We start from the raw sequence: 26,429 nt of genomic DNA, 5'->3' as shown, positions 1-26,429 counted from the left end.
ATCGGCAAATAGAATAATAAAACAAATCGGATAATGAGCCAGTTATCGACGTATAAGTAAATCACCAAGTGCATCGTGTATGAGCGGAAAAGAAAAGACAAAGCCATCGGCCAGTAGGCGCTGAGGTACCACATGTTGTCCCGAAACCAATACATCTGAGGCATCACCAAAAACAAGCCTTAACGCCCATACGGGTATTGGTAACAGTGCGGGTCGGTTAATTGTGTTAGCGAGCGCCTTTGTATAGACTTCGTTGGTTACGAGTCCTGGCGCAGTAAGATTATAGATTCCTTTTGCAATCGGGTTTTGCGCGGCCCAAAACATTGCAGCCGTCACATCATTGATATGAACCCATGGAAAAGCCTGCTTTCCTGAACCGATGCGACCGCCCAGCCCCATTCGGAAAGGTAGCAACATCTGTTTCAATGCACCTCCCTTGCTTGAAAGCACCACGCCAAAACGCAAGATTACCAGCCGCGATTTCCCGGGCTTAAGTTGCAATGCTTCAGCCTCCCATGCCTGACACACCTCCGAAAGAAAACCGCCGGCAAAGTTTGATGAAAACTCATCATGCACATCAATATTGTTATAAATTCCCACTGCCGATGCGGAAATAAAGACAGATGGCGACAATACCATAGAATTTACAGTCTCGGTGAGCAATCGCGTTGTCAATATACGACTGTCGTATATCTGTTTCTTTCCGCTCTTTGTCCATCGCCTTAAAATAGGTGCACCAGCAAGATTTATCAGCACATCGGTACCGGAAAGCATCTGGCGAAGATGCTCAACTCCCTGAGTCAAATCCCTCCTTTTAATGGCAATTACCTGATGCCCCTGCGCACCAAACAAACCTGCCACTGCCTGACCAATCAGACCGCTATAACCACAAATTGCTACCTTCATTTTATTTATATCCTATTCTGACAATATAACAATTTAAAAAGCTGTTTGCTTTTCAAAACCCGATTTTAGATGTAAATCCCGCTGTGGGAATGGAATGATTACATTATGTTCTCTGAATTTTGCATCAATAGCAAACCTTAACCGACTACGGATGCGTTCAGCAATGAACACATCCTCGACCCAAAACAATAGGCGAAAGTCGAGTGACGAGTCACCAAAATCACGAAACAACACAAGCGATTCCTCTCTGTTAATTACGCCTTCACACTCCAGCGCGCATTCAATGAGTAACCTCTCAACCATGCGCACATCGGAACCATAAGCTACACCAACATCCACAAAAAAGCGTGTTTTGGGTTCGTTGTAACTCCAATTTATGACATTGTCGTTCACAAATTTATTGTTGGGCACAATCATTACAATGTTATCACGGGTTCTGATTTTTGAGGTTCTGATGCCTACCTCGAGCACTTTACCAACAATACCCGACTCAATTTCAACCACATCATCCACTTTTAACGAACCCTCAAACAACAAAACAAGCCCGGAAACAAAGTCATTGAACAAACCCTGTATACCAAAGCCCAAACCAACCAACAGAGCCGCCGAGCCTGCGATTAGCATATTTATGCTAATGCCAATGGAATCAAGCAGTAAAATAATGGTAATTAACCAAATAAGATACTTTAAAATTTGGAAAATGGTTCGCGACTGACCAATACTTAAACCTCTTGCTTTGGCTTGGCGGTTGTAAATTATCTCCATTAATTTAAGTGCGACAGCAATACCATAAAGCAGAAGAGCTGAATATATCAAAACAGCAGGAGTTACTTTAACATTGCTTATCTCGAACAACCCCTGGCCAAAAAAATCAGTGAGAAATGTACCCGCGAAACGCAACCATATTCCGGCAATCATCAGAAATACAAATATCATCAAAAAGCGACGCATCTGTCTGCCTATTTTACGCTCAAAACCATATTTATCTGAGACTTTACGCACCAAAACACGCAGAAGGTTGTTTGTAGAGATTAACAGATAAACGCCCAACACTATTGAGCCTGCAAGCAGGGGTGATACAGGCACTTGATTAAACATCACCACCACCGGTGTTGAAAAGAAGCTGGAAAAAGGCATGTCAATAATGACAATGATGCCGCCCGCAGCAAGAGCCAACAGCAACAGACGCACTCCCCAAACAAAAAGCGTTTGTTTTATTGAATCCTCTCCATCACTTTTTCTGCGGTGAAATCCGGACATAAAAACCCAGATGGCAACCATCAAAATTGTTAGCACAACCAGCTTAACATATTGAATTTTAGAAAGGTGAAAAAGCCAACTGTCATTTTGCAAAAGTGATTCCATAAAAGTTTAAATAGATGACTGGTTCAAAAAAAAGGATGAAGCCTGCAAATCAAACGCCTTCTTCCAAATGTTTCTCTAGCTCCTCAATGGTGATGTTATATAAACCTTTCCCATTGTGAAAAAGGGAAATGCGTCCGGTTTCTTCAGATACAACAATGGCTGTGGCGTCGGTTGCTTCGGTAATTCCAAGTGCCGCACGGTGCCTTAAGCCCAAATGCTTGGGCAGCTCCATATTCTGACTTACGGGCAAAATACAACCTGCTGCTTTTATTTTACTCTGACTTATAATAACGGCACCATCATGCAGCGGACTGTTTTTAAAGAAGATAGAATTAAGTAGCTGTCGCGAAATTACAGCATTCAGCAATTCACCTGTTTGCACAAAATCAACAAGTTCAGACTTACGGGTGATTACAATCAATGCCCCGGTTTTGGTGCGCGACAACTCTTCACATGAACGCACTACTGGCTTAATATATATGCTCATCATTCCCGGAGTATTGCTCATAAAAATTTTATCAAGAGAGAAGCGTTTGGATAAATTATACCTGCTTCCCAACAGCAAAAGAAAACGCCTTATTTCCTGCTGAAACACGATAATTATTGCCAACACGCCGACATTTACAAAATTGTCGAGTATGGTGGATGAAAGCTGCATATTTAGCGCTTTTATCAGGAGCCAGAAAATGATAAAGGCAAATATACCGATGAATATATTCAGCGCCACTGTTCCTTTGATCAGCTTATAGAGTCTGTACATCAGATAAGCAACCAAAACAATGTCCACAATATCTATAAGTCGTATGTCGAGAAAAGTCATCTATAAGTTATTTTTAGTTTCCCAAGGGCTGCATCTCTATAACCAAACGTCAGTCCAGGGTGCGGAAACCCTCTGTTAGTTTTCGAATTAGTTCCACACATTGTACAGCCTCTTTCACATCATGAACCCTCAAAATGTTTGCTCCTTTTTGCAAGGCAAAGGTGTTAAGCACAGTGGTACCGTTTAGGGCGTCCTCCACCGAAACATCCAATAATCTATATATCATAGACTTACGCGAAACGCCCACCAGAATAGGCAGCTCAAATAGCTTAAGCTGATCCAACTCCCTCATCAGCAAAAAATTATGATCCAGCGTTTTTCCAAAGCCAAATCCCGGATCTATTATGATATCAGCAACGCCCAGTGCCCTTAAAGTGTTTACCTTTTCTGCTAACCATTGAGATATATCAGCTATCAAATCGTGATAAGCAGGATTGTGATGCATATTTTGAGGAGTCCCCTGCATGTGCATCAACACGTAAGGAACCTTTAAATCTGCTACTGTTTGGAACATGGCAGAATCCATTTCACCACCTGATATGTCATTCACAATGTCGGCCTCCCCTTCGGAAACAGCTTTTTTTGCCACCGATGCTCTAAATGTATCGATGGAGAGAATAACGTGCGGAAAATGTTTACGTATGATTTCAAGAGCCGGCATCAGGCGTGCAATCTCCTCTTCATCTGAGATGTGCTCAGCACCCGGGCGCGAAGAGTATGCCCCCACATCTACCATAGTGCCGCCTTCATTCAGAATCTGCTCCACTCTCCTGAGAATATCTGTTTCGGCATTGAAACGGCTACCAGCAAAAAATGAATCAGGCGTTGCATTCACAATACCCATAACCACAGGAGCGCTCAAATCCACCAATCTTCCATGGCAATTTATGGTTTGCCGCCGGTTTATAAAAGCAGGCGGTATATTTGAATCGGTAATCATTATAAATTGGTCAGTTTTACACAAAAGAAAAGAAAAACATGCTAAAATCAAACCATTGCCGCTATTAATCGGGCAAAGGGGGTAATAAAAATGATAAAAGGGACAAACAGATACAACACCATTACTCAAACTTCACCATTTTTTGATATTTTTACAGCTGTTTTTATGACATTCTGGTTAGTGATCACGCTAAAGGGAGTACAATCCAGAAAAATTCAGTGTAAAAATTGTGAAACAGGTTGTTAAATTCTGAAATCCATTCCAACTCCAAACACCATGTCGAAGCACACAGATCAACAGTTTGAGCATGTTATTAAAATTTGCAGGGAGATATTTGAAAAAAAAATGGTGGACTATGGCACGGCATGGCGCATATTAAGACCCGAATCTGTTACCGATCAGATATTCATCAAAGCGCAACGCATCCGCAGCCTGCAAGTAAAAGGCACTTCCAGGGTTGATGAGGGCATCCGGCCTGAGTTTATCGGAATTGTAAACTATTCAGTGATGGCTTTGATTCAGTTGGAAAAAGGCATTGCAGATAACCCCGAGATGGCACCCGACGAAGCCATGACGCTCTATAACAAACATCTGTATGGCGCGAAAAAACTCATGGAGGATAAAAACCATGATTACGATGAAGCATGGCGCAGTATGCGCATCAGTTCGCTCACCGATCTTATACTTATGAAATTATATCGTACCAAACAAATTGAGGACAATAAGGGAAAAACGCTTATATCGGAAGGGGTTGATGCCAATTATATGGATATGATTAACTATGCAGTTTTTGCACTCATCAAACTGGAGTTTCCGGATGAGATTTAATCATTTGGTCATAGGAATTTAGTTATATTTTTAACGGAACATTAAACCCCACACCACGCACAATCCAATATAGTTGTGCTATAAGAGAAGTCATCGCAAACGAACAACTTTATATCTAATTCAAAAACCAGATAAAGAGTTAAACTGTTACTAAGTTATAAAATACCATTCGAGGTTTGGTTAGAGGTTGTAAAACAGAAAAAACGATAGAGATATGATAGCAGTTCTGAAATTTTTATGCAGACTTATACCAGCAGTGACATTTATCTTCTCCGGTTTTGTTAAGGCCGTTGATCCCGTTGGAGGGGCTATAAAATTCAGCGACTACTTTGTTGCTTTTCACATGGACTGGCTCACATCTCTGTCCATGCCATTGGCAATTATTCTTGCTGCTGTTGAGTTTTTGCTGGGTTTTTATCTGCTCTTAGGTTTGTTTATGCGTCAGGTAACTTTTCTGGTTCTTGGGTTTATGTCATTCTTCACGCTGCTCACACTTTACATTGCCATTTTCAATCCGGTTTCGAATTGCGGTTGTTTTGGTGATGCCATCACCCTTACAAACTGGCAGACTTTCTGGAAAAATGTGTTTGTTATGGTATTTACGCTTGGCATGTTTTTTTACAGAAAACATTATAATTCGCACCAAAATGTGAAGGGTTTTTTGACTGCCGGAGTACTTGCCATATATATCATTTCTGTTTCGGTTTATGGATTAGGAAACCTACCCATACTCGATTTCAGACCGTTTAAAACGGGAAACAACATACATGAAATGATGTCCATTCCCGAAGGTGCTGAAATGCCTGAGTACGAAACGCTATTCGTATTGGAAAAAGATGGCAACATACAAACCTTTACACTCGACAACTACCCTTATGAAGATACTACATGGGTGTTTATTGATAGTGAAACAAGGGTGATCAAAGAGGGCTATGTGCCTCCGCTTCAAACCTTCTCGCTGCTCAACAATCAGGCAAACGATGTAACAAATGCAATTGTAACCCATGAAGGGGCACTTCTTTTGATGGTAGCACCGCGACTGAATAAAATTAACAATTCATCTGTAATGCCTCTGGCGGAACTGTCAGAATATGCGCGCCAAAAAGGCATCCCTTTTTACTGTGTTACCGCCTCAGGAGCTGAAGAGACTGTCGCATTTGAGTCGAGTCACAGCGTAATGTTTGAATACCTGCACACCGATGAGTCCACACTAAAAACCATGATACGCTCAAATCCCGGGCTGATATTGATGTACGACGGAACCATAATAGGAAAATGGCATTACAACAACCTGCCAGGCAGAGAAATGCTTTCAAATCCGCTCGCTGTGGCAGTATCAGAAATCAACAGGCAAAAGAGCGGACGCTTGATATTGGCACACATTCTTGGCATGATTTTATTATCCACACTGATATTTACAAGTAAAACCAATAAACAATAGAAAATGAGACAGAACATTGTTGCAGGAAACTGGAAAATGAATAAAACCCTGCAAGAGGGTATTGAACTGGCAAAAGAGGTGAATAGCAAAGTGGGTGCCATCACTCCAAAATGTAAGGTAGTATTGGGTACACCATTTGTGCACATTACCGAAGTGGTTAAAACTGTAGATGCTTCCAAGATTTCAGTAGCAGCTCAAAACTGTGCTGACAAAGTATCAGGAGCCTATACAGGTGAAGTGTCGGCATCAATGGTCAAATCCACAGGAGCGCAATACGTAATTCTTGGACATTCTGAGCGTCGGGCATACTATGGAGAAACAAATGCAATCCTGAAAGAAAAAACAGACTTGGCTCTGACCAACGAATTAAAGCCCATTTTTTGCATTGGAGAGGTACTAAGCGAGCGTGAGTCAAACATCCATTTCGACATAGTGAAACAACAAATTGAAGAGTCTTTGTTTCATCTTTCGGCAGGTGACTTCAGCAAAATTGTACTGGCTTACGAACCTGTTTGGGCCATCGGAACCGGAAAAACAGCTTCTTCGGATCAGGCGCAAGAGATGCATGCATTTATCCGTCAACTGATTGTAAGCAAGTACGGAGAGGAAGTTGCCAACAACATCTCAATTCTTTACGGTGGTAGCTGTAATGCTGCCAATGCCAAAGAACTGTTTGCCAACCCCGACGTGGATGGAGGCCTCATTGGTGGTGCTTCATTAAAAGCCGATGATTTCCTTGCCATCATCACCGCTTTCTAATCAAGATTCCTGATTGATTTCCCAATGGGCACAGTTCAGCGGGATAGATCAACCATATCTAAAAAAGACATCCGTAACGATGTCTTTTTTTATTTGAACACGACTCAATTCTTTATCTTTGCCACTGTATAAAAACCAACAACCGTAAAATGCCATACACAAAAGTATCTATTGTTATTGAACCCTATTCGCAGGACGCAGCAGACATTCTGATGGCCTTGATGGGCGATGCAGGTTACACCACATTTGAAGATAACGCATTGGGTTTTGATGCCTACATTCCATCTGAGGCGTATGACGAAGCAATTCTAAACACCATTGAAAGCCCGATTGAGAGCTGCAAATTTTCATGGACATCTTCCGAAATTGAGGATCAGAACTGGAATGAAGAGTGGGAAAAGAACTTTTTTAGCCCCATAATAGTGGGCAACAGATGTGTGGTTAGAAGTCCCTTCCACCCTACCTTTCCTGATGTGCCGATGGAAATTGTCATAGAGCCAAAAATGTCATTTGGCACCGGACATCATGAAACAACAGCCATGATGATGGAACACATTCTGGAAATGCAACTAAGCGGTAAAAGGGTGCTCGATATGGGCTGCGGCACTGGCATACTCGGCATACTGGCATCAAAAACCGGTGCTTCACAGGTAGTTGGCATAGACATTGACTCATGGTGTACCTCCAATAGTTCAGAAAACTGCCAACTGAACCGGATTGACAACATGGAAATACGCCTTGGTGATGCATCACTGCTTCATAATAGTGCCCCTTTCGACGTTATCCTGGCCAACATAAACCGGAATATCCTTCTCAACGACATCGATAAATACTGGTCTGTTTTGAAACAAGGCGGCATGCTCATTATGAGCGGTTTTTACCTCACCGACCTGCCCGAAATTGACGCATGTGCAAAAAAACACAATCTTAAATTAAAAACTTCAAAAGAGAATAACCATTGGGCCGCAGTTGCGTATGAACGGGTAGATTGACAAATTGTCAATATTGAAATTCCTTAGTCGATAACAGCCTGAGCATTTCACTGGAGGATTCCGACAGATTCCTCCAGCTTGCTGAGTTTTATCAAACATTGAAAGAGGCGGTCTATGGTTAAAGTTCTACGATTTATTCTGATTACAACCTTATTACTACCAACAGCAGATATATTTGCACAAAACAATCATTTCAGTAAAAACGGAATAGAAGCGTATGTAGCAGGTATAGAGGAGGTTTTCAGTGTATCCACCGACCGCCGTGCAGCCCGCGATTTTGTAAATGAAGTACGACTGTTTTGGAACAATCCCGATACACGAGACGATTTTAAAGAAACCGTGATGAAAGTGTCTGACAGGATACATGAAAAACGCGGCCGCCCTTATCCCGATTATCATCTTTACCTGTCAACCATATTAAACTTCACTGCATCGGGGCACCCACAATCCAGTTTTGACGTCTGGCATAATGGACTTCTGGAACTGCTCTCAAACCCACGCTATCAGCTTCGGCATGCCAACAGATTAATGGAACTCACCACTGATATGCTCAATGAGCAGGTTGTGTACTCCACCGCCGCCTTGAAGTGGTATGCATCGCAAAATCGTTTCACTTTTTCATTTACCGATTCATTATATGTCAATATCAACGAAACCAATCTGGTATGTAAAGCGCGTAATGACAGTATTGTAGTCTTAAACACCTCAGGTAGAGTCAACCTTATGAGTGGCTTATGGCAAGGTACGCATGGCGCAATAAATTGGGAACAGAGCGGCTTTACACCTGACATGGTTTACGCTACTTTTAAGGATTACAGCTTAGATATGTCGCGCAACGAAATAAGAGTTGAGAATGTGGATTTTTATAACAGACACTATTTCAGCGAGCCACTTCGTGGGCACATCCATCATCGTATGATGAGCATCCGAAATCCGGAGAATACAACCTATCCCAAATTTGAGTCATACGAACAGCGATACCGCATCGATAATATACATAACGGTTTTCATTACGAAGGCGGTTTTTCGCAGCATGGGTCAAAGTTTCTGGGTTCCGGCACATCACAAAGTCCGGCTGTCATTACAATTTTTCGTAACGATGAACTCTTTCTCACCGCCAAATCGCTATACTTTGCCTTACGCAAAGACCAAATCATCTCCAATACCTGCGAAATAACCATTCATCTCGACACGGGATTTATCTATCATCCCGGACTTCTCTTCAAATATCTGGATCCGGTAAAAGAGATACATCTCATAAGAGACGGTGAAGGTTTATCGCAAAGCCCGTTTTTCAACACCTACCATAATATTAGTATGGATACAGAGTTGATTAAATGGAAAATTACCGAGCCCATAATGGAGCTGAGGATGATAACCGGAGCTTCAGAAAACCACGCCTTTTTTGAGTCGATAAGCTACTTTCGTGAAGAGTTCTACAACCGACTTCAGGGTATGGATGCGCTACACCCGCTTCAAGGGCTGTTAAACTGTTCCAGGAGATTTGGCGAGCGCCCCTTTACAGCGGCAGACTATGCCCGCTTTCTCGGGATGCCTGAAAGTCAGGTGCGCCAGCAGGTTATTGGTCTCTCCTTTCATGGTTTTGTTGGATACAATGTGAATACCGACTACATTGAAATAAGGGAGCGACTTACCGACTTTCTGATGTTTAGAGCCGGAAGAAAGGACTACGATGTGATACGGTTCAAATCAACAACACCCGGTTCGGTGCCAAATGCCATATTCGACCTCAGAAACTACGATTTATCGATGGAAGGTGTTTCTGCCATTTCGATAAGTGACAGGCAAAACGTGGTGTTCTTCCCTCAGGAAGAAAAAATTATATTGAAGAGGGATAGAAACTTCAGCTTTGACGGCGCCATCACAGCTGGATTAATCAATCTGTATGGAAACAGTTTTCTATTTAACTATCAGGATTTTCGTATAGACCTTACGGCCATCGACTCCATGGCAATGCGCGTTGAAACCGAACGTCTCGATTACTACGGACGAAGAGCTCAGCGAAGAATCCGCAGCACGGTGGCACAATTGTCTGGCTTTCTCGAAATTGACAGAAACGATAACAAATCGGGAAAGGAGAACTATGCCGAATACCCAAGGTTAACGAGCAACACAAACTCGTTTGTGTATTACGATCATTCGACTACGCAAAACGGGGCGTATGAACGGGAATCGTTCTACTTCATTCTGGATCCGTTCCGGATGGATAGCATCAACAGCCTTTCGAGAAATAACATTGCATTCTCCGGAAAATTCAACTCCGGAATCTTTCCGGTGATAGACGAAACACTGGTGGTACGACCTGATTTTTCACTAGGTTTCAGACGCACGTCGCCCGAGCGGGGCTATCCGGTTTATGGAGGGAAGGCCGACTTTACCAACATCATAGATTTGAGTAACGAAGGATTGTTAGGAAACGGCACACTTACATATCTTGCCTCATCCTCGTCCTCCGAAGAGTTTACCTTCTTACCTGATGTAACAAAAGGTCTGGCACACGCATTTAATATCACACCCAGCGAGACAGGTGTTGAATACCCCGATGTGCAGGGAAAATACGCGAGGATTGAGTTCCAACCATTTAGGTATAAACTTCTGGCTCACGTAATGGAAGAGCCCTTCACACTTTACAACAGGGAAACCACTCTGGATGGCACATTAACAGTATCTCCCAATGGTTTAGAAGGTAGCGGCCAGTTTAATATGGCTAAGGCATATCTGGTGGCAAAAAGATTTGATTTGGGACACCACGTGGTTATGGCAGACTCTTCTGATTTTAACCTGATTAGTGAAACCAGCACGAGTGAGGTCAACTTCCGTACTACCAACCTTATTTCGAATATCAATTTCAAAACACGCCAGGGCTCTTTTACATCGCGCGATGCGGGCAATAAAGTGGAGTTTACCGAAAACCGGTATTTAGCCTATATCAATGAGTTTTCATGGGATATGGACAAAAACGACATCTATCTGGGTGCACGGGGTGCTGCAGGTAACAGGTTTGTTTCTACCCATCGACGGCAAGATTCGCTTGATTTCATAGTACCATTGGCTCTTTACGATGTAGAAGCGCGTAAAATTTATGCCGAAGAGGTAAAAAGCATTAAAGTGGCAGATACCGAAATGTTTCTGCAAAACGGTAAAGTTACCATTAACCGTGACGCTGTGCTCGACTTGTTGGATTCGGTTAAGATTGTACTGAACGATTCACTGCACCATTTTTACGATGCCCGTGTGAATATTGAAGGCAAATATGCATACAATGCACAGGGCAAATACGATTTTGTAAATGGCAACAACGACAAGAAAGTTATTGGTTTCAGTAAAATTGACGTAGGACGTGACAGAAGAACCCGGGCCGAAGGCGTCATTGCCGAGCGTGAACTTTTTACTTTTAACCGTTATTTTGCCTTTAAAGGCGATGTGGCGTTGTCGGCAGGCAAGCCATTGCTCACGTTCAAGGGTGGGGCTCAGATGCTCCACAACTGCTCACTATCAGGGCCTCAGAACTATGTGCGTTTTGAGTCAGAAATAGACCCAGCCGAAGTGCGCATACCTATTGCTGAAAACACTCAGAATTTCGAGTTTGAGAACATCTACAGACATTTCTATCTCAACCGCGATTCAAACGTGATTTATAGCGCGTTCCTGGAAAGTAGAAGGTTCCATAGCGATGTGCCACTATTATCGGCATCAGGACTACTCCATTTTAATGAGAATCTCAACAGTTTCATCATTGCACAACCACACAAAATTAACCAACCCGATACCATTGGAAATGTGATAAGATATCACAATGAGGGATGCCTGGTAACCGGTGAAGGTAAAATTAACATGGGTCTGGAGTTGGAACAGGTTAAAACATTCGCCTCCGGGCAGATGACTCATACACGAAATAGCGAACGTGTGGATCTGCTTACCCTTTTTGGCACTGATTTTATGCTCGACAACCGTTCTGTTGAAATCATGACGCTTGGTTTGAGAAATGCAGACAGTGAACGCAAAGGCAATCCGGAATCACCAGGCACCGTTCGGCGTATGGGAGAATGGATGGATATGGAAAATGCGGTGAAAGTATCCCGTGAGCTGCAGGGTTTTGAAAGGATGCGCTCCCTTCCAGCTGAACATCAACACATGTTGGTTCTCGACAGCCTGTCGTGGACCTGGGATCCTGCATCACGCAGCTATCTGGCAAATACCGAGGCAGTGATGCTTTGGATAAAAGACAATCCGGTAAACCGTAAAGTTCAGGTAAAAGCATCCATCGCTTTCAGCAGAGGCGGCAATGCATTAGATATACACATCAAAGCATCTGACGAGGTGTACTTCTTCTTCAGCTATCGGAATGGAATGATGCAAACCCGTTCATCTCTTGAAGAGTATAATACCAACGTGCAAACCCTTAAGCCCGATGACAGAAAGCTTAAAACACGTCTGGGTGAACGACCTTACTCTTTCATCATGGCACCGGAAAGCAGAGTACGCCGACTCTTAAGGTTGTTTGAAGATGGTGTAAGAGAATCTGATGATGAGGATATAGAAGAGACATCCGAAACTCAGGCTTCGGATGAGTGAGAAAATAAAATGAAAAGAGGCTGTCGCATTAGTGGCAGCCTCTTTTCTTGATTATTTGTAGAATGTATATAATTCATCAACCGTTTTACGCACCTTTGACAGGGCAGCATATTTATCATCTGTTGAGCGGAATCCCACAGTGGCCATTACTACGGAATGAAGACCTTTCTGCTCAAGGTTCAATAATTTATCAAACTCCGCATTGTTGAAACCTTCCATCGGACAAGCATCAATACCTTCAATTGCGGCAGTTGAAAGTAAAAAGCCCAAAGCAATGTAAGCCTGACGGGCTGCCCATTGAAATCTCTCCTGCTCCGTTTTTCCTGAAACCGACCCCACCATCATGTTGCGGAAGTCCTGCAAGCTCTCCGTTGACTGTCCCCGTGTTTTAGCAACTCGCTGCACAAAACTGTCGATAAGTGCTTCATGCACCTTTTTGTTGGCAGCAAAAACAATCACGTGAGACGCTTCAGTGAGCTGTGGCTGACCATAAGCTGCCTCCTGTAACTGCTTACGCAAATCATCCTTTTCTACTACCATGATTTCAAAAGGCTGCAATCCATAAGATGATGGCGCCATTTGTGCTGCACTTAACAATTTATCCAACTGCTCTTTTGAAAGTTTTCGGGTGGCGTCAAACCGCTTTGTAGCATAACGCCAAGCATAAGCTTCATGTATCTCTTTCATAATTTGTTTAATTTTTAATGATAGAAAGTAAACAAACAATTTACGAAATGGTTCCAAAGGGTGCAACATTATCTCAGTGAAACCTTAGTATTTTGTTAATTTATGAAGATGTTAAAATTGGAAATCATAATCCAAGAGGCAGCGACATATTGCGATAAACAAATCATAACTCGCTCATGAAATTATCACGAATCATCTAATCGTCTATCTTCTAAAACACAATTCTGGTTTAAAATCAGTCAAACTCTAATAAGATTACTTAACTTTGCATCGCCTTAAAAGGGCAGACAGTTCGAAACCATCCTGTCTCTAAACAAAACTATGGGTCATGGCTACCATGTGCAAAACTGTAAAATCAACTGTTGTTTAACCTATATCAGTTGTGTTTACTTATTGCAAGCTCTTTTTTGAGCTCACTCTTCTGCAATGTCCCTATTTGTTTGGTTCGTTTGGTTTCTGGTATTGTCGGCTCGTGTTAAGGGCTAAAACAACATCAAAACATCAATTAACAATGGAAACCAAACGGGCAGTAATACTTCTATCGGGAGGACTGGATTCGGCAGTTGCTCTATGGCTTGCAAAAAGCCAGGGATATGAACCTTTCACTTTAAGCTTTAATTATGGCCAGCGACACGATCGTGAACTGCGAGCTGCTGAAAAGTTGGCATCACTTGCCAATGTAAATACTCACAGACTGGTAACCATCAATATGGATCAATGGGGAGGTTCCTCCCTAACCGACAAAACCATGGAAGTAGAAGATGGAAATGTGGAGCGCACCGATATCCCGGTGACCTATGTGCCGGCGCGTAATATGGTTTTTTTATCGATTGCTGCCTCCTATGCCGAAGCCATTGGTGCGCAGGATATCTTCATTGGTGTAAGCCAGGTTGACTATTCAGGTTATGTGGACTGCCGTGAGTCATTTATAAAAGCCATGGAAACAGCTATCAATCAGGGAACTGTGATGGGAGCAGAAAAAAACATCCCCATAACCATTCATGCACCTTTTATTTATAAAACCAAAACCGACGAAATAGTTCTGGGCAATACGTTGGGCGTACCATTTGAACATACCTGGAGCTGTTATCGTGGTGGAGAGAAACCTTGTGGTACGTGTGACAGCTGCCTGCTTCGTGCCAAGGCCTTTAGCGAAGCTGGTGTTATCGATAAAAGCTTGTAAGTTAAATCGCAATCAAGCATTTAGCATTATTCGACAGATATTTAAACGAGCCAACGAAGAACAAATCAGATAAATTACGCATGTCAGATAAATTGATATTGGCCAATGAGGGCGTATTCCCTGTGGTAAAAGATAAGAATGGCGATGATTTAAAAGATATGCCTGCAACAGGGATGAACTTTGCGGGTACGATACAGGGTGAAGGGAAGTTGGCAGGTGTTCCCTCATTGTTCATTCGGTTGTCATCGTGCAACCTGCGCTGCATTTGGCAACTGCCCGATGGCAGCTACAGCAGGTGCGATACACCTTACGCATCTTTTGATGCCAAAGGGGTGAACCAGATGGATGTGAATGAAATTACTGACATTGTCCGTCACAATCTGGGCCCCATACGTCATGTGGTGCTTACCGGTGGAGAACCGCTGCTTCAAAAAGCTCCACTTGCCGCTCTTGCATCCAGATTAAAGGGGCAGGTTAATCTTCATCTCACCATGGAGACGAATGGCACCCTTTACGATGAAGAGCTGGCAGCACATATTGACTTGTTCAGCATATCGCCTAAATTGCTCAATTCGGTTCCCAACGAGGCCAAACTAGCCGCACTGGGACTTAAGCCCTCCGGACCTCTCTCCTTTCATGGCGAAAAGCGGCTAAATCTTAGTGCGTTACAATCCTATATCGATTTATGTCGAAACACAACTAAAGAACTGCAGATGAAGTTTGTGGTAGGACGCCCGGAAGATGAGGCGGAGATAAAAAACAACTATCTGAAACACCTGCATAACTGGAAACCTGACGAGATAATGCTAATGCCGCTGGGAGCCAACTCTTTGGAATTGCAACAAACCACCCCAATGGTTCTCGAAATGGCTATTCGCAATGGCTGGCGTTTTACCCAACGGGTACATATTGACCTGTTTGGCGCTAAAGCAGGCGTTTAATGAGCCGTTCTTTTTATTGATAATCGAAACATTTCGAAGTTGTAGCATTGATTTTGGACTACAATACGCATCAAAATACTTTGGAATGGAGATAGTTACATTTATTGAAAAACAATAAAGCATCTGGCAATCATGGAACCAATAGAAGGCAAGCTACTAGGCAAACAAGTCTCATACCCGCAAAAATATGCACCTGAAATTTTGGTGGCAGTACCACGTAGCATAAACCGTGAGATATACAATCTGCATAATCACACGCTGCCATTTATTGGAGTTGACGCATGGCATGGTTGGGAGCTAAGTTTTTTAACCCAAAAGGGGCTTCCTGTAGCAGGGGTGCTCAAGCTGGTATATCCTGCAAACAGTCCCTTTCTGGTCGAGAGCAAATCACTAAAGCTATACTTAAACGCCTTTAACATGGAGCGCTTTGGTTGCACACCAAAGGAGGGTATTGATGAGATATTGCAAATTATTAAGAATGATTTGTCGCAACTGCTTAATTGCGAAGTTGAGGCTTCTCTTTTTTTACACTCAACGGATGCTGCACCATTTGATTTTGAGGCATTTACTTTACTGGAAAACAACAGCCAGATAGAAACCATCGATTTTATCGATTTTACGGAAAACCCGGATATTCTGAAATCATCTGGCAGTCGGAAATCAGGCGTTGTGAACGTGGCAACCCACCTGCTGCGCAGCAATTGTAAAATCACTCATCAACCCGACTGGGGCTCGGCATTTATATACATCAAAGCAGAACAGCTGCCTGAGGAGACATCGCTGCTTAAATACCTGGTATCCATACGCAACGAAAATCATTTTCACGAAGAGATTTGTGAAATGATATACAAACGTTTATTTGATATTTTTTCACCGGACGAATTGATGGTAACCTGCATCTATACCCGACGTGGTGGCATCGATATTTGTCCCATACGGGCGAGTCACCAGCACCTCATTCCACTAAACCTTTCCAACGCCAACGTATTGTCAAAAAAACTTCTACAACAATAACAGACGCTTTGCATTATCTTACCAGACAATCGCGAAGCGCTTTGCGATCCAAAATTTGTATGCGTTTGCCATCTGCCTGTATCATCCCTTCATTGTGAAGCTCTCTCAATGTCCGGCTTAATGAGGGGCGTGCCACACCAAAAATCTCGGCAAGCTCTTCCTGTGTTTTGGTTAGAATGACCTGCCCCGATTCCTGACGATCGAGTTCGAGGAGAAAATGCGCCAGTTTACCCCTTAAACTCTGAAACGAAAGGAATTTTAGTTTCCCCGAGATAAACTGTGCCCTGTTAGAAACGGCATTCATGAAATTGGTCAAAAACGATTCACTTATCTGAATCAGTTTAATGACCGACTCCTTGCGCAAATAGAGTAATTCCACCTCCTCATTGGCAGTGATGGTAACAGGAAAGCGGTTGTTCTGTCCAAATAAAAAAGCCACAGCCAATGGACGTGCCGGTCCAATGTCTTCAATTTTCAATACTCTGCCGGCCATATCCATCATCTCACCGCGCACGCTACCCGAAAGAACAATCTGCAATGAGTTACATTCATCACCACTAAATGCAATGATGTCGTCTTTGTGATAACGCTTTACCTGATGATGAACCTGACTAAGCAGGCGTTTAATCTCTCCAACAGGTATAGAAGCAAATAAAGGGGAGTGTATGAGGTAATTCTCCATAAATGTAATCTGAAATCAAAAACTAAGTATCTGACAAAAACATACGGATGGTTATCACTGTAATGCAAACTGCTGATTATGTGACACAAACACACTCAAAAAATCATGTTTAGCTTGCAACAAATAACGAATCTACAAAAAAAAGAGTGTTTTGTAACCTATGTTACAAAAAAAAGAGTGTCATCTCCTCTATTTTTGTACCATAAATTTAAGAGAGGGTAAATCACAAATAAATATCCTTTCAAATAGAAATGACAAAATAAAAAATCGCTATATGCTTAGAGAAGTTGTTCATATTGATGAAAGTTTGTGTGACGGATGCGGCGAATGCGTGCCAGCGTGTCATGAAGGGGCTCTCCAGATTATTGATGGAAAGGCACGCCTTATAAGCGACCTGCTTTGCGACGGTTTAGGTGCTTGTCTGGGTCATTGCCCACAGGGAGCTATCACCATCGAAGAGCGTGAAGCTGAGCCTTATGATGAAGTAAAAGTTATCCAGTTGATAATTCCCCAAGGCATCAATACAGTCATTGCGCACTTGAAACACCTGCGCGATCACAATGAGATTCAGTTTATGAAGCAGGCCATGCAATATATGCAGGCTAACAGAGAGTCGCTGCCATTTAACCTGGACGACATCATACGTGAGATGCACAAGCCAAAAATGGGAACCATGCAACATGCACATGGTGGTGGTTGTCCGGGTTCTGCCGAACGCTCCATTCAGAAACCTCAGGCGCCAGCCTTTACACCAGTTCAAACGGCAGGAGGTTTATCCGAATTACGCCAATGGCCGGTTCAGATGCACCTTATCAATCCGGCATCATCTATGTTTACAGGTAGCGACATGGTGCTGGCTGCCGACTGTGCGGCATTTGCCATGGGAGACTTCCACAACCGGATACTAAAAGGCAAAACACTTGCCATTGCCTGTCCAAAACTCGATCAGGGACAGGAAAACTACTTAAGCAAAGTGATGCGTCTGATTGATGAAGCCAAAATCAACACGTTAACCGTGGTCATCATGGAGGTACCATGTTGCTCAGGACTGCTTCAAATGGCCCGCGCCGCAGTGGCACAATCTTCACGCAAGATACCCCTTAAAATGATGAAGATTTCGGTAGAAGGTCAGGTGCTAACCGAAGAGTGGGTGTAATACTTCGCTTCTTCTTGTCTTAATCTATGCTTAGAGCATAGTCTATAGCAGCCTTTGTGCAGTAATTGAAAACGCTAAAGGCTATGTCATTGCCTAGACTTTATGTGAACTTTGTTTGGTCTCTTGCCAGGTTTTAACCAACTGTTGGCATCAGACGGGCTATCTGTTGCCTTAACTCAAAGCCCATCAGGAATGTTTTATAACAACTTAAAATAGAATCAACATGTCAATGTTTTGTTTTCAATGTCAGGAAGCCTCCAAAGGAATTGGGTGCATTGTTAAAGGTGTGTGTGGAAAAACGCCGGAAGTTTCCAATCTCCAGGATTTGCTTCTATTTGTGACCAAGGGTGTTGCATGGTGGAGTAACCAGGCAGACGAAAAAGGAATTGCAAATTCCAAAGCAGAGAAATACATCATCGATTCGATGTTTATTACCATCACCAATGCCAATTTTGATGCCAACAAAATATCGCTTCAAATCGAAGAAGGATTTGATATTCAAGAAACTCTGAAGGCCCAAATTGGTGCGCTACCTCTGAATGTTCCGGAATGTGCCGCATGGCGAAGCACAAACCGCGATGATCTTTATACAAAAAGTGAAACTGTTGGAATTCTTAACGAGAAAGATGAAGACATACGTTCGCTAAAAGAGTTACTGATATACGGACTGAAAGGTATGGCTGCCTATGCAGAACATGCCGCCAACCTTGGCTATCACAGTGCAGAAGTGAACAAGTTCATGAAAAAAGGATTGTTGGCTTCTGTGGACACCACGCTTGGAGTTAACGATCTCATACCAATTGTTCTGGAATGTGGAAAGTTTGGTGTGGATGTAATGGCGCTACTCGACAAAGCCAATACTGAGAGCTATGGGCATCCGGAAATTACCTCGGTAAACCTGGGTGTACGAACCAATCCTGGCATACTTGTAAGTGGGCACGACCTAAAAGATTTTGAAGAGCTTCTCAAGCAAACCGAAGGTACCGGTGTAGATATCTACACCCACAGCGAAATGTTGCCTGCAAACTACTATCCCGCATTTAAAAAATACAGTCACTTTGTTGGCAATTACGGCAATGCCTGGTGGCAGCAGGTTGAGGAGTTTGAGGCATTCAATGGGCCGGTATTACTTACCACCAACTGCCTTGTACCGCCAAAGGACAGTTACAAAAAGCGTGTTTACACTACCGGAGCCGCCGGGTTTGATGGCTGTATGCACATCGCTGAGCGGTTGGAGGGTCAGACCAAAGACTTCTCAGTAATTATCGAACACGCAAAGAGGTGTGCTCCTCCCAAAGAGCTGGAGACGGGTGAAATAGTTGGTGGGTTTGCCCATAACCAGGTTGCTGCTTTGGCTGGAAAGGTAGTAGATGCTGTTAAGTCTGGTGCCATTAAGAAATTTATTGTTATGGCAGGATGCGACGGACGCATGAATACACGTAATTACTATACCGATTTTGCCGAAGCCTTACCTGAAGACTCCGTGATACTCACAGCCGGTTGTGCAAAATACCGTTACAACAAATTGCCTTTGGGCGATATTGGCGGAATTCCACGTGTACTGGATGCGGGTCAGTGTAACGACTCATACTCATTGGCAGTTACAGCCCTCAAATTAAAAGAAGCGTTTGGATTGGAAGACATCAACGAGTTACCCATTGTGTATAACATAGCCTGGTACGAACAAAAAGCGGTAATTGTGCTGTTGGCACTGCTTTCACTCGGCGTAAAGAACATCAACCTTGGACCCACTTTGCCTGCATTCTTATCGCCCAATGTTACAAACGTGTTGGTTGAGAACTTTGGCATTGGCACCATCTCAACGGTTGAAGAAGATTTGGAGCGATTCAGCATTACAGCTTAGAAAATACCAAGTGATGAAAATCAAACTAAAAAAGGCGGCTCTTTACAGAAGCCGCTTTTTTTTGATAAACATATTTTTTTATGGCAATACAAACACAATTAAAGACTGAAATGTCGTTTTATTTGCTGAAACACTTTACATTACAACCAACACAATATAAATAAGCTAATTAGATTAATTATAAATTGAGTTTGGAACAACCTTTTCTATTTCACAATCGAGTACTTTATTGTAAATTCGATTTCAAACCAAACCATTACCTATGCTTACATCCTTACTCAGATGGTTCATACCGCCCGATCACTGGAAAGTTCCGGTAATTGTTCTTCTGGGCATATTTGCCGGATTGGGAAGTTATGTGTTTCACATAGCCAACGTTCCGTCATATCTTTCGGACAATCCGAAAACATGCGTCAACTGCCACATCATGGGGCCGCAATATGCCACATGGAGTCACAGCTCGCACCGCGAAGTTGCTGGTTGTAGCGATTGTCACGTACCTAATGACAACATCTTTAAACATTACCTTTTTAAGGCGATGGATGGCATGCGTCACTCCTATATGTTTACATTCCGTTTAGAACCTCAGGTTATTACAATTAAACAAGCCGGAAAAGACGCTGTGCAAGACAATTGTGTGAGATGTCATACCTACTTGCTCGATGACACCAAACTAACCACCATGCGCCCTGATATCCATCAGAATATTGGTGACAGATATTGCGTTGAATGTCATCGCGATGTACCACACGGCACCGTCAATAGTCTATCCAGTGTGCCCGATGCTCGGGTACCGGTACCATCCAGCCCCATACCTGAATGGCTTAAGAAAGTATCACGCAGGTAGAACTATTAATTAAACTTCGCATCAATTTTAAATCAAAACCTAAATTCTATACTTATGAAACCAATAAGTGAACAAATAAAAGAGAAACCCTGGCTCGGTTGGGTCATTTTTTTAGGCACGATGGTTATTGTATTCGTTCTGGGTCTGTTTGCCTCTACCATTGTTGAGCGCAGAGCCGAAGCTGTATTTGCCTATACCCCCCAGGTAAACCACAGCAGCCTGGAGCCACGTAACGAGGTTTGGGGACAGAACTTTCCGCGGCAATACCAATCATATATGCGAACTGCCGACACCACCTTCTCAAGTAAACATAATACAGCCGGATTGCGCGACGCGCTTGCCGACAATCCAAGAATGGTAATATTGTGGGCAGGCTATGCCTTCTCCCGTGATTACAATCAGCCACGCGGACACTACTACTCGGTAGAAGATGTCTACAATACACTTCGTGTTGGAGCACCGATGGATGGAAAACCTTCGTTTCAGCCCAACACCTGCTGGACCTGTAAAAGTCCTGATGTTCCAAGGCTAATGGCCGAACATGGCGTTGCCGGATTTTATGCAGGCTCATGGGATATGCTAGGCGCCGAAGTAGTGAACCACATCGGATGTGCCGACTGCCACGATGCCGAAACCATGAATCTACACATCTCACGCCCCGCTCTTGTTGAAGCCTTCGAACGTCAGGGAAAAGACATTACCAAAGCTTCGCACCAAGAGATGCGCAGCCTTGTCTGTGCACAGTGCCATGTTGAATACTATTTTAATAAAAACATTGTTGAAGATGTGAACTATCTGGTATTCCCGTGGGATGACGGTATGCGTGCGGAAGATATGGAAGCCTATTTCGACCGCATTGGGTTCACTGACTGGACCCACACACTTAGCCGAGCTCCGATGCTAAAGGCGCAACATCCCGATTACGAGGTGTATGCCACAGGAATTCATGCGGAACGAGGTGTGTCATGTGCCGATTGTCACATGCCCTACAAAAGCGAAGGTGGGATGAAATTTACAAATCACCACATCCAAAGCCCGCTCAACAACGTGGCTAGTTCATGTCAGGTTTGTCACCGCGAAGAGACCGACCGTTTGATTAAAAACGTGTACGACCGTCAGGATAAAATATATGAAATACGCACTCAGCTAGAGGATCAACTGGTTAAAGCGCATCTTGAAGCCAAAAAGGCCTGGGATTTGGGTGCATCGGAAACGCAGATGCAGGATATTCTGATGCATATCCGCCATGCTCAGTGGCGATGGGACTTTGCAGCTGCAGGCCATGGTAACTCATTTCACAACCCTCTTGAATTGGGACGCATCATCTCCACCGGTATGGATAAAGCACAGGAAGCCCGCGTGAAGCTGGCACGGCTATTGGCAACCCTTGGACATACAGGCCCGGTTGAATTACCCGATATTTCTACCAAAGCCAAGGCGCAAGCATTCATTGGCCTTGATATGGCTACCTTAAATGCCGAGAAGGAAGTGTTCCTTAAAACCGTTGTACCACAATGGCTCGAAACTGCCAAAAAACGGGAAGCGACCTATCCCGTATCGGTTAACTAAGATGACACAAGATTAAGATACAAAATGAGCAAACAAGTGATAATTGGAACTCTACACTAGCATTCATAACGTATCTTATTGTGTTACAATAGACCCATGATGAGTTGAAATAGAAAGAGTGTGCGGCATATACCGTACACTCTTTCTATTTATTGCAAATATGCTTTTCGTAACTCAAACAAACCTTGCAAATTACTATCTCGCAATAAAACAACAGGTTATGCGTACCCCCGAATTTTGTATACGAGAAGACCAACCCACTCTTTAATGATTAATTCCCAGGAAGATAATACCGACAGAGAAGGCAGAAACCAATCGGTAGGCACTGCATCTGAAAATGGATAAAGGGGATCCGCGCCAATGGCTATCACACTAAAACCCTGCTTTTCAAAACACTTTTGTGCACGCGGCATGTGCCAGGCCGACGTGACCAGTGTAATCTCAAGCGGCCACTCATTTTTTCGGAAAATATCTGCAGTATTCAATGCATTTTCATGGGTATTTCTTGAGAGAGAATCTACAAATATACGTCCAGACTCCATGCCCAAATCGGTTAAGAACTCAGTTAAAAATGCACTCTCACCGCGCTCCTTGTTCATTATTGCAGCAGAACCTCCGGATAGAATAAGTGCTTCTGCATCATTGTGCTGCCAAAGTAATAATGCCTGCATCAGTCGGTCTCCGCTTTGGCTAAAACGCACCCTTTCCGACGCTTCATGTTGCGAACTCATTCCACCCAATACCACAATCCTTTTAATACGTTCGTCATTTTTGGGAAGATTAACCGGACTGCTTTCCCACCATTGAATGGTTTTGCGAAACAACATCGGATTGCTGAAGACTATCAAAATCAGAATAGAAGTTATCAGAAACATCTTGCGATGCTTTGATAGCATTAACGATAAAATCAATATTGCCAATGCCACAAAAAATGGCGACAATAAAACGGCCAGTAACTTGGACAAAATAAAAAACATAATCCAACCATTTTTAGAACAAAAAACAGAGAACATCGCAATGCCCTCTGTTCTTATGTTTAGGAGTATTCGATACCAGGTATTAGTAATTCATACCATAGTTATCCATCACAAAATCAAGGTCTTTATCACCTCGACCACTCAAATTTACGAGGATAGACGATTGCTTTTCCTTTTGAGCCAACTTGATGGCGTATGCCACTGCATGGGCACTTTCCAACGCTGGTATAATGCCTTCCAGACGACTAAGCTCAAAAAATGCATCGATGGTTTCTTTATCTGAAACCACATCGTAGTTGACACGATCCATATCCTTAAGCATACTGTGCTCAGGACCAACACCGGGATAATCCAAACCGCTGGCAACCGAGGAAACAGGGCTAGGCTCACCTTTTTCATCTTGTAAAAGGTAACACTTAAACCCATGAATAATACCTGGCTTACCTAAAGTCATAGTAGCGGCATGATCTCCCAGTTCAAGCGAACGGCCTCCCGGCTCCACACCATAGAGTTTACACTCCTCATCATCGAGAAAACCAGAGAAAATCCCCATGGCATTACTACCACCACCCACACAAGCAACCACGCTGTCAGGAAGTTCACCTGTCATCTCAAAAAACTGCTCACGTGCTTCAATACCAACGATTCGCTGAAAATCGCGCACCATCATTGGGAATGGATGTGGACCAACAACAGAACCGATACAATAAATGGTATTAACCGGGTCTTTCAAATAGGATTGAAAAGCTGAATCAACGGCCTCTTTCAAAGTTTTAAGACCATGCGACACAGGCACCACCGTGGCACCAAGAATCTTCATTCTCACCACATTGGGATGCTCCTTGGCAATGTCAACTTCGCCCATGTGAATTTCGCATTCGAGGCCAAAATATGCCGCAGCAGTTGCCAAAGCCACACCATGCTGGCCTGCACCGGTTTCAGCAATCAGCTTCTTTTTGCCCATATACTTTGCAAGAAGCGCCTCTCCCATACAATGGTTTAATTTATGGGCACCTGTATGGTTCAAATCCTCTCGCTTCAGATAGATGCGACCGCCATATTTTTCGGACAAACGGTTACAATAGTAAACAGGCGTAGGACGACCCTGATAGTGCTTACGGATGCTACGTAGTTCAGAGATAAAGCTGTGCGACTTACTTATGGCATAGTACGCATCGTTAATTTTATTCATCTCTTCCTCGAGGACAGGAGGAATAAACGCTCCTCCATACTCTTTATAGAAGCCATCTTTGGATGGATACTTTTTAAAATAGTTTTCAGACATGGTTTAGTAGTTTTTTGATACCTAAAATTATAAAATAAAATTAAAAACATTGTTTCATCTTACAGGTTTAAATAATAAACCCGCAAAATTCTGAAATAAATCTTGCGGGTTTATTAAAAACACACTTTTATCTATCTGAAACTAAGTCCGACACCCAATGTAGCCATTGAATAATCGCCAAAAGTGTAATCACCAAAAATGGCCAGAATGCCTAATCTCAACCTCATGCCGGCATTAAAATCGAAACCGCTTGTTTTATATGCCAATGAGAAGGGGTTATTTCCAAGCGACCCATAATTACCGGTTAGGTCAAAATCGCTATTGGTGCTACCATAACCCACGCCGGTATAAAGCGCAATTACAGGAATATTCACTCCCAACAGAAAACGCGATGTAAATCCATTGGAATTGATCTCCAATTTTTGATTAGAACCAGCAAAATCAGCGTTTGGTGTCACATTTACTTCGCTGCCCAAATGGGTATATCCAACCAGAACAGAAGAGTGAACCAACGGCATATGCTTTATTACAGGCAAATACTCCTTTACACTGTGCTTAAAACCAAAGCCTATAAGATTCACTTTACCTGCATCACCGGCAGATATAGATGGAACCAATCTCATCGAAATCTCTGAACGGAAAGGTAGTCCAACGCTCACCTGAGCCATGGGCATCGGAAATTTATCGAAACCTGAACCATCCGGCAGCGTGAGCACATCCTGATTACCTTGTTGCAAAACCGGACGCACAGATGCGGGCATTTTACCTGCAACAGTAGGTGCAAGATGGTTATTTGCATCTTTAAGTGTCCAGCCACCTTGCATTTGATTAAGCAGCGGCGCCACATCAAAATTCTTACCTGAAGAAGGAACCATTGCCATGTTCACTCCCATGGTTAAAGAGAACCCACCAACGCGGTGCACTCTTGCAGAATTGTACCAGCCTCCGTTCAGCGTGTTCCCAAGCATTTCGCCATACGGACGAAGATAGGCCTCTGACATAATGCGGGCGTCCTCTTTACCCATATCTAAAAAATCGGTCACACTCTTTTGTGCATTAACGGCCGGTAGTACCAAACCGGAAATTAAAACCAACAAAATCAACCTTTTCAATAAATCCATAATTTACAAGTTTAGTTTCTATACATAACAAAAGTAGCAATCTCACACTAAAAATAAGGCATAAGCATCAGAACAAACAATACTAATTGAAAATATTAAAACACAAAATTACACACAAATGACAAAAATCAGAAAACTGAACATAGATTCCAGTTTTATAACCAATATGATATAATTAACTTGCACGCGCAGTTTTTGAACCCTCAAACGTAGGGATTTAGTCACCAATTAATTTCGATTTAGTAATTTTACAACCCATTATGAAAACTCAAACCTTCTTAAAAAGAGAAACAAAAACATTGATTCTCTGTTTAGCAATAAGTCAACTTTTTGCATTTTGTAAAAGCCCAGATAGTATGAACAACAACAATCCATTGCTACAAGAATTTTCCTCTATACATCAAACCCCGCCATTTACGGAAATCAGGACAGAACATTATTTGCCTGCATTTCAAC

Annotated in this window: 21 protein-coding genes; 12 read left to right on the top strand and 9 right to left on the bottom strand. The window is 43.0% G+C overall.

Going from position 1 to position 26,429, the window contains the following annotated elements:
* Nucleotides 1-42: 42 nt before the first annotated feature.
* Genes ALKIM_RS0115695 through folP form a run of 4 tightly spaced genes read right to left on the bottom strand, consistent with a single transcriptional unit; the run spans nucleotide 43 to nucleotide 4,031 of the window.
* Nucleotides 43-906, bottom strand: a complete 864-nt coding sequence (locus ALKIM_RS0115695; RefSeq protein WP_026475470.1) for a TIGR01777 family oxidoreductase — start codon at nucleotides 904-906, stop codon at nucleotides 43-45.
* Between the two features lie 33 nt (nucleotides 907-939).
* Complete coding sequence (locus tag ALKIM_RS18900; RefSeq protein WP_026475469.1) at nucleotides 940-2,271, bottom strand: mechanosensitive ion channel family protein; 1,332 nt, start codon at nucleotides 2,269-2,271, stop codon at nucleotides 940-942.
* A gap of 49 nt (nucleotides 2,272-2,320) precedes the next feature.
* Nucleotides 2,321-3,091 (bottom strand): diadenylate cyclase CdaA, encoded by a 771-nt coding sequence (cdaA, locus tag ALKIM_RS0115685; RefSeq protein WP_026475468.1) that lies wholly within the window; start codon nucleotides 3,089-3,091, stop codon nucleotides 2,321-2,323.
* 49 nt (nucleotides 3,092-3,140) lie between these two features.
* Nucleotides 3,141-4,031 carry a dihydropteroate synthase gene (gene folP / locus ALKIM_RS0115680; protein ID WP_044118016.1) on the bottom strand — a complete coding sequence of 297 codons (891 nt, stop codon included), beginning with the start codon at nucleotides 4,029-4,031 and terminating at the stop codon, nucleotides 3,141-3,143.
* 276 nt (nucleotides 4,032-4,307) lie between these two features.
* On the opposite strand from folP, the gene ALKIM_RS0115675 reads away from it, so the two are divergent.
* The 5 genes from ALKIM_RS0115675 to ALKIM_RS18895 all read left to right on the top strand — a co-directional run bounded on the left by ALKIM_RS0115675 (nucleotide 4,308) and on the right by ALKIM_RS18895 (nucleotide 12,647).
* The gene (locus ALKIM_RS0115675) at nucleotides 4,308-4,859 is read left to right on the top strand and encodes a DUF1599 domain-containing protein (protein ID WP_026475466.1); all 552 of its coding nucleotides are present in this window, start codon (nucleotides 4,308-4,310) and stop codon (nucleotides 4,857-4,859) included.
* A 214-nt stretch (nucleotides 4,860-5,073) separates the two neighbouring features.
* Nucleotides 5,074-6,300 (top strand): BT_3928 family protein, encoded by a 1,227-nt coding sequence (locus ALKIM_RS20175; RefSeq protein WP_026475465.1) that lies wholly within the window; start codon nucleotides 5,074-5,076, stop codon nucleotides 6,298-6,300.
* Between the two features lie 3 nt (nucleotides 6,301-6,303).
* A complete protein-coding gene (gene tpiA, locus ALKIM_RS20170) occupies nucleotides 6,304-7,059 on the top strand; it encodes a triose-phosphate isomerase (RefSeq protein ID WP_026475464.1) in 756 nt (251 codons plus the stop codon).
* Nucleotides 7,060-7,208: 149 nt separating this feature from the next.
* Nucleotides 7,209-8,051: a 50S ribosomal protein L11 methyltransferase gene (gene prmA / locus ALKIM_RS0115660; RefSeq protein WP_026475463.1), complete on the top strand. Its 843-nt coding sequence runs from the start codon at nucleotides 7,209-7,211 to the stop codon at nucleotides 8,049-8,051.
* 114 nt (nucleotides 8,052-8,165) lie between these two features.
* Entirely contained in the window at nucleotides 8,166-12,647 is a 4,482-nt protein-coding gene (locus tag ALKIM_RS18895) for a hypothetical protein (RefSeq protein WP_052345606.1), read from the top strand.
* Nucleotides 12,648-12,698: 51 nt separating this feature from the next.
* On the opposite strand, the gene ALKIM_RS0115650 is transcribed toward ALKIM_RS18895, so the two are convergent.
* Nucleotides 12,699-13,334, bottom strand: coding sequence for an NAD(P)H-dependent oxidoreductase (locus tag ALKIM_RS0115650; protein WP_026475462.1), 636 nt, complete (start codon nucleotides 13,332-13,334; stop codon nucleotides 12,699-12,701).
* Nucleotides 13,335-13,845: 511 nt separating this feature from the next.
* Here ALKIM_RS0115650 and queC point away from each other — a divergent pair.
* The 3 genes from queC to ALKIM_RS0115635 all read left to right on the top strand — a co-directional run bounded on the left by queC (nucleotide 13,846) and on the right by ALKIM_RS0115635 (nucleotide 16,472).
* Nucleotides 13,846-14,517, top strand: a complete 672-nt coding sequence (queC, locus tag ALKIM_RS0115645; protein WP_026475461.1) for a 7-cyano-7-deazaguanine synthase QueC — start codon at nucleotides 13,846-13,848, stop codon at nucleotides 14,515-14,517.
* A gap of 80 nt (nucleotides 14,518-14,597) precedes the next feature.
* The gene (locus ALKIM_RS0115640) at nucleotides 14,598-15,458 is read left to right on the top strand and encodes a 7-carboxy-7-deazaguanine synthase QueE (protein ID WP_044118015.1); all 861 of its coding nucleotides are present in this window, start codon (nucleotides 14,598-14,600) and stop codon (nucleotides 15,456-15,458) included.
* A 132-nt stretch (nucleotides 15,459-15,590) separates the two neighbouring features.
* On the top strand, nucleotides 15,591-16,472 hold the full coding sequence (locus tag ALKIM_RS0115635; RefSeq protein ID WP_026475459.1) for a 7-cyano-7-deazaguanine reductase: 882 nt from the start codon (nucleotides 15,591-15,593) through the stop codon (nucleotides 16,470-16,472).
* Between the two features lie 13 nt (nucleotides 16,473-16,485).
* Here ALKIM_RS0115635 and ALKIM_RS0115630 read toward each other — a convergent pair whose 3' ends face one another.
* Nucleotides 16,486-17,154 (bottom strand): Crp/Fnr family transcriptional regulator, encoded by a 669-nt coding sequence (locus ALKIM_RS0115630; RefSeq protein WP_026475458.1) that lies wholly within the window; start codon nucleotides 17,152-17,154, stop codon nucleotides 16,486-16,488.
* A gap of 274 nt (nucleotides 17,155-17,428) precedes the next feature.
* On the opposite strand from ALKIM_RS0115630, the gene ALKIM_RS0115625 reads away from it, so the two are divergent.
* The 4 genes from ALKIM_RS0115625 (at nucleotide 17,429) to nrfA (ending at nucleotide 22,590) form a co-directional block, all read left to right on the top strand.
* A complete protein-coding gene (locus tag ALKIM_RS0115625; RefSeq protein WP_026475457.1) occupies nucleotides 17,429-18,310 on the top strand; it encodes an ATP-binding protein in 882 nt (293 codons plus the stop codon).
* 223 nt (nucleotides 18,311-18,533) lie between these two features.
* Nucleotides 18,534-20,174 (top strand): hydroxylamine reductase, encoded by a 1,641-nt coding sequence (gene hcp, locus ALKIM_RS0115620; protein WP_026475456.1) that lies wholly within the window; start codon nucleotides 18,534-18,536, stop codon nucleotides 20,172-20,174.
* A gap of 262 nt (nucleotides 20,175-20,436) precedes the next feature.
* Nucleotides 20,437-21,021: a cytochrome c nitrite reductase small subunit gene (gene nrfH / locus ALKIM_RS0115610; protein WP_026475455.1), complete on the top strand. Its 585-nt coding sequence runs from the start codon at nucleotides 20,437-20,439 to the stop codon at nucleotides 21,019-21,021.
* A 54-nt stretch (nucleotides 21,022-21,075) separates the two neighbouring features.
* A complete protein-coding gene (gene nrfA / locus ALKIM_RS0115605) occupies nucleotides 21,076-22,590 on the top strand; it encodes an ammonia-forming cytochrome c nitrite reductase (RefSeq protein ID WP_026475454.1) in 1,515 nt (504 codons plus the stop codon).
* 218 nt (nucleotides 22,591-22,808) lie between these two features.
* Here nrfA and ALKIM_RS0115600 read toward each other — a convergent pair whose 3' ends face one another.
* The 3 genes from ALKIM_RS0115600 to ALKIM_RS0115590 form a co-directional block, all read right to left on the bottom strand.
* A complete protein-coding gene (locus tag ALKIM_RS0115600; RefSeq protein ID WP_026475453.1) occupies nucleotides 22,809-23,567 on the bottom strand; it encodes a YdcF family protein in 759 nt (252 codons plus the stop codon).
* A gap of 82 nt (nucleotides 23,568-23,649) precedes the next feature.
* The gene (trpB, locus tag ALKIM_RS0115595; RefSeq protein ID WP_026475452.1) at nucleotides 23,650-24,852 is read right to left on the bottom strand and encodes a tryptophan synthase subunit beta; all 1,203 of its coding nucleotides are present in this window, start codon (nucleotides 24,850-24,852) and stop codon (nucleotides 23,650-23,652) included.
* Nucleotides 24,853-24,983: 131 nt separating this feature from the next.
* Entirely contained in the window at nucleotides 24,984-25,973 is a 990-nt protein-coding gene (locus ALKIM_RS0115590) for a DUF6588 family protein (RefSeq protein WP_026475451.1), read from the bottom strand.
* Nucleotides 25,974-26,429 lie beyond the last annotated feature (456 nt).

The organism is Alkaliflexus imshenetskii DSM 15055, from assembly GCF_000517065.1.
Classification (GTDB): Bacteria; Bacteroidota; Bacteroidia; order Bacteroidales; family Marinilabiliaceae; genus Alkaliflexus; species Alkaliflexus imshenetskii.
The sequence above is the reverse complement of the archived record's forward strand: the minus strand, read 5'-3'. Positions and strand labels throughout refer to the sequence as shown.

Excerpts from the sequence above, each read along its gene's own strand:
- ALKIM_RS18895 (WP_052345606.1), top strand. The coding sequence starts at position 8,166 with ATGGTTAAAGTTCTACGATTTATTCTGATTACAACCTTATTACTACCA.
- ALKIM_RS0115695 (WP_026475470.1), bottom strand. The coding sequence starts at position 906 with ATGAAGGTAGCAATTTGTGGTTATAGCGGTCTGATTGGTCAGGCAGTG.
- nrfA (WP_026475454.1), top strand. The coding sequence starts at position 21,076 with ATGAAACCAATAAGTGAACAAATAAAAGAGAAACCCTGGCTCGGTTGG.
- cdaA (WP_026475468.1), bottom strand. The coding sequence starts at position 3,091 with ATGACTTTTCTCGACATACGACTTATAGATATTGTGGACATTGTTTTG.
- ALKIM_RS0115590 (WP_026475451.1), bottom strand. The coding sequence starts at position 25,973 with ATGGATTTATTGAAAAGGTTGATTTTGTTGGTTTTAATTTCCGGTTTG.
- folP (WP_044118016.1), bottom strand. The coding sequence starts at position 4,031 with ATGATTACCGATTCAAATATACCGCCTGCTTTTATAAACCGGCGGCAA.
- nrfH (WP_026475455.1), top strand. The coding sequence starts at position 20,437 with ATGCTTACATCCTTACTCAGATGGTTCATACCGCCCGATCACTGGAAA.
- ALKIM_RS0115640 (WP_044118015.1), top strand. The coding sequence starts at position 14,598 with ATGTCAGATAAATTGATATTGGCCAATGAGGGCGTATTCCCTGTGGTA.
- ALKIM_RS0115625 (WP_026475457.1), top strand. The coding sequence starts at position 17,429 with ATGCTTAGAGAAGTTGTTCATATTGATGAAAGTTTGTGTGACGGATGC.
- ALKIM_RS0115600 (WP_026475453.1), bottom strand. The coding sequence starts at position 23,567 with ATGTTTTTTATTTTGTCCAAGTTACTGGCCGTTTTATTGTCGCCATTT.
- ALKIM_RS0115630 (WP_026475458.1), bottom strand. The coding sequence starts at position 17,154 with ATGGAGAATTACCTCATACACTCCCCTTTATTTGCTTCTATACCTGTT.
- ALKIM_RS20175 (WP_026475465.1), top strand. The coding sequence starts at position 5,074 with ATGATAGCAGTTCTGAAATTTTTATGCAGACTTATACCAGCAGTGACA.
- trpB (WP_026475452.1), bottom strand. The coding sequence starts at position 24,852 with ATGTCTGAAAACTATTTTAAAAAGTATCCATCCAAAGATGGCTTCTAT.
- ALKIM_RS0115650 (WP_026475462.1), bottom strand. The coding sequence starts at position 13,334 with ATGAAAGAGATACATGAAGCTTATGCTTGGCGTTATGCTACAAAGCGG.
- ALKIM_RS0115675 (WP_026475466.1), top strand. The coding sequence starts at position 4,308 with ATGTCGAAGCACACAGATCAACAGTTTGAGCATGTTATTAAAATTTGC.
- queC (WP_026475461.1), top strand. The coding sequence starts at position 13,846 with ATGGAAACCAAACGGGCAGTAATACTTCTATCGGGAGGACTGGATTCG.
- ALKIM_RS0115635 (WP_026475459.1), top strand. The coding sequence starts at position 15,591 with ATGGAACCAATAGAAGGCAAGCTACTAGGCAAACAAGTCTCATACCCG.
- prmA (WP_026475463.1), top strand. The coding sequence starts at position 7,209 with ATGCCATACACAAAAGTATCTATTGTTATTGAACCCTATTCGCAGGAC.
- tpiA (WP_026475464.1), top strand. The coding sequence starts at position 6,304 with ATGAGACAGAACATTGTTGCAGGAAACTGGAAAATGAATAAAACCCTG.
- hcp (WP_026475456.1), top strand. The coding sequence starts at position 18,534 with ATGTCAATGTTTTGTTTTCAATGTCAGGAAGCCTCCAAAGGAATTGGG.
- ALKIM_RS18900 (WP_026475469.1), bottom strand. The coding sequence starts at position 2,271 with ATGGAATCACTTTTGCAAAATGACAGTTGGCTTTTTCACCTTTCTAAA.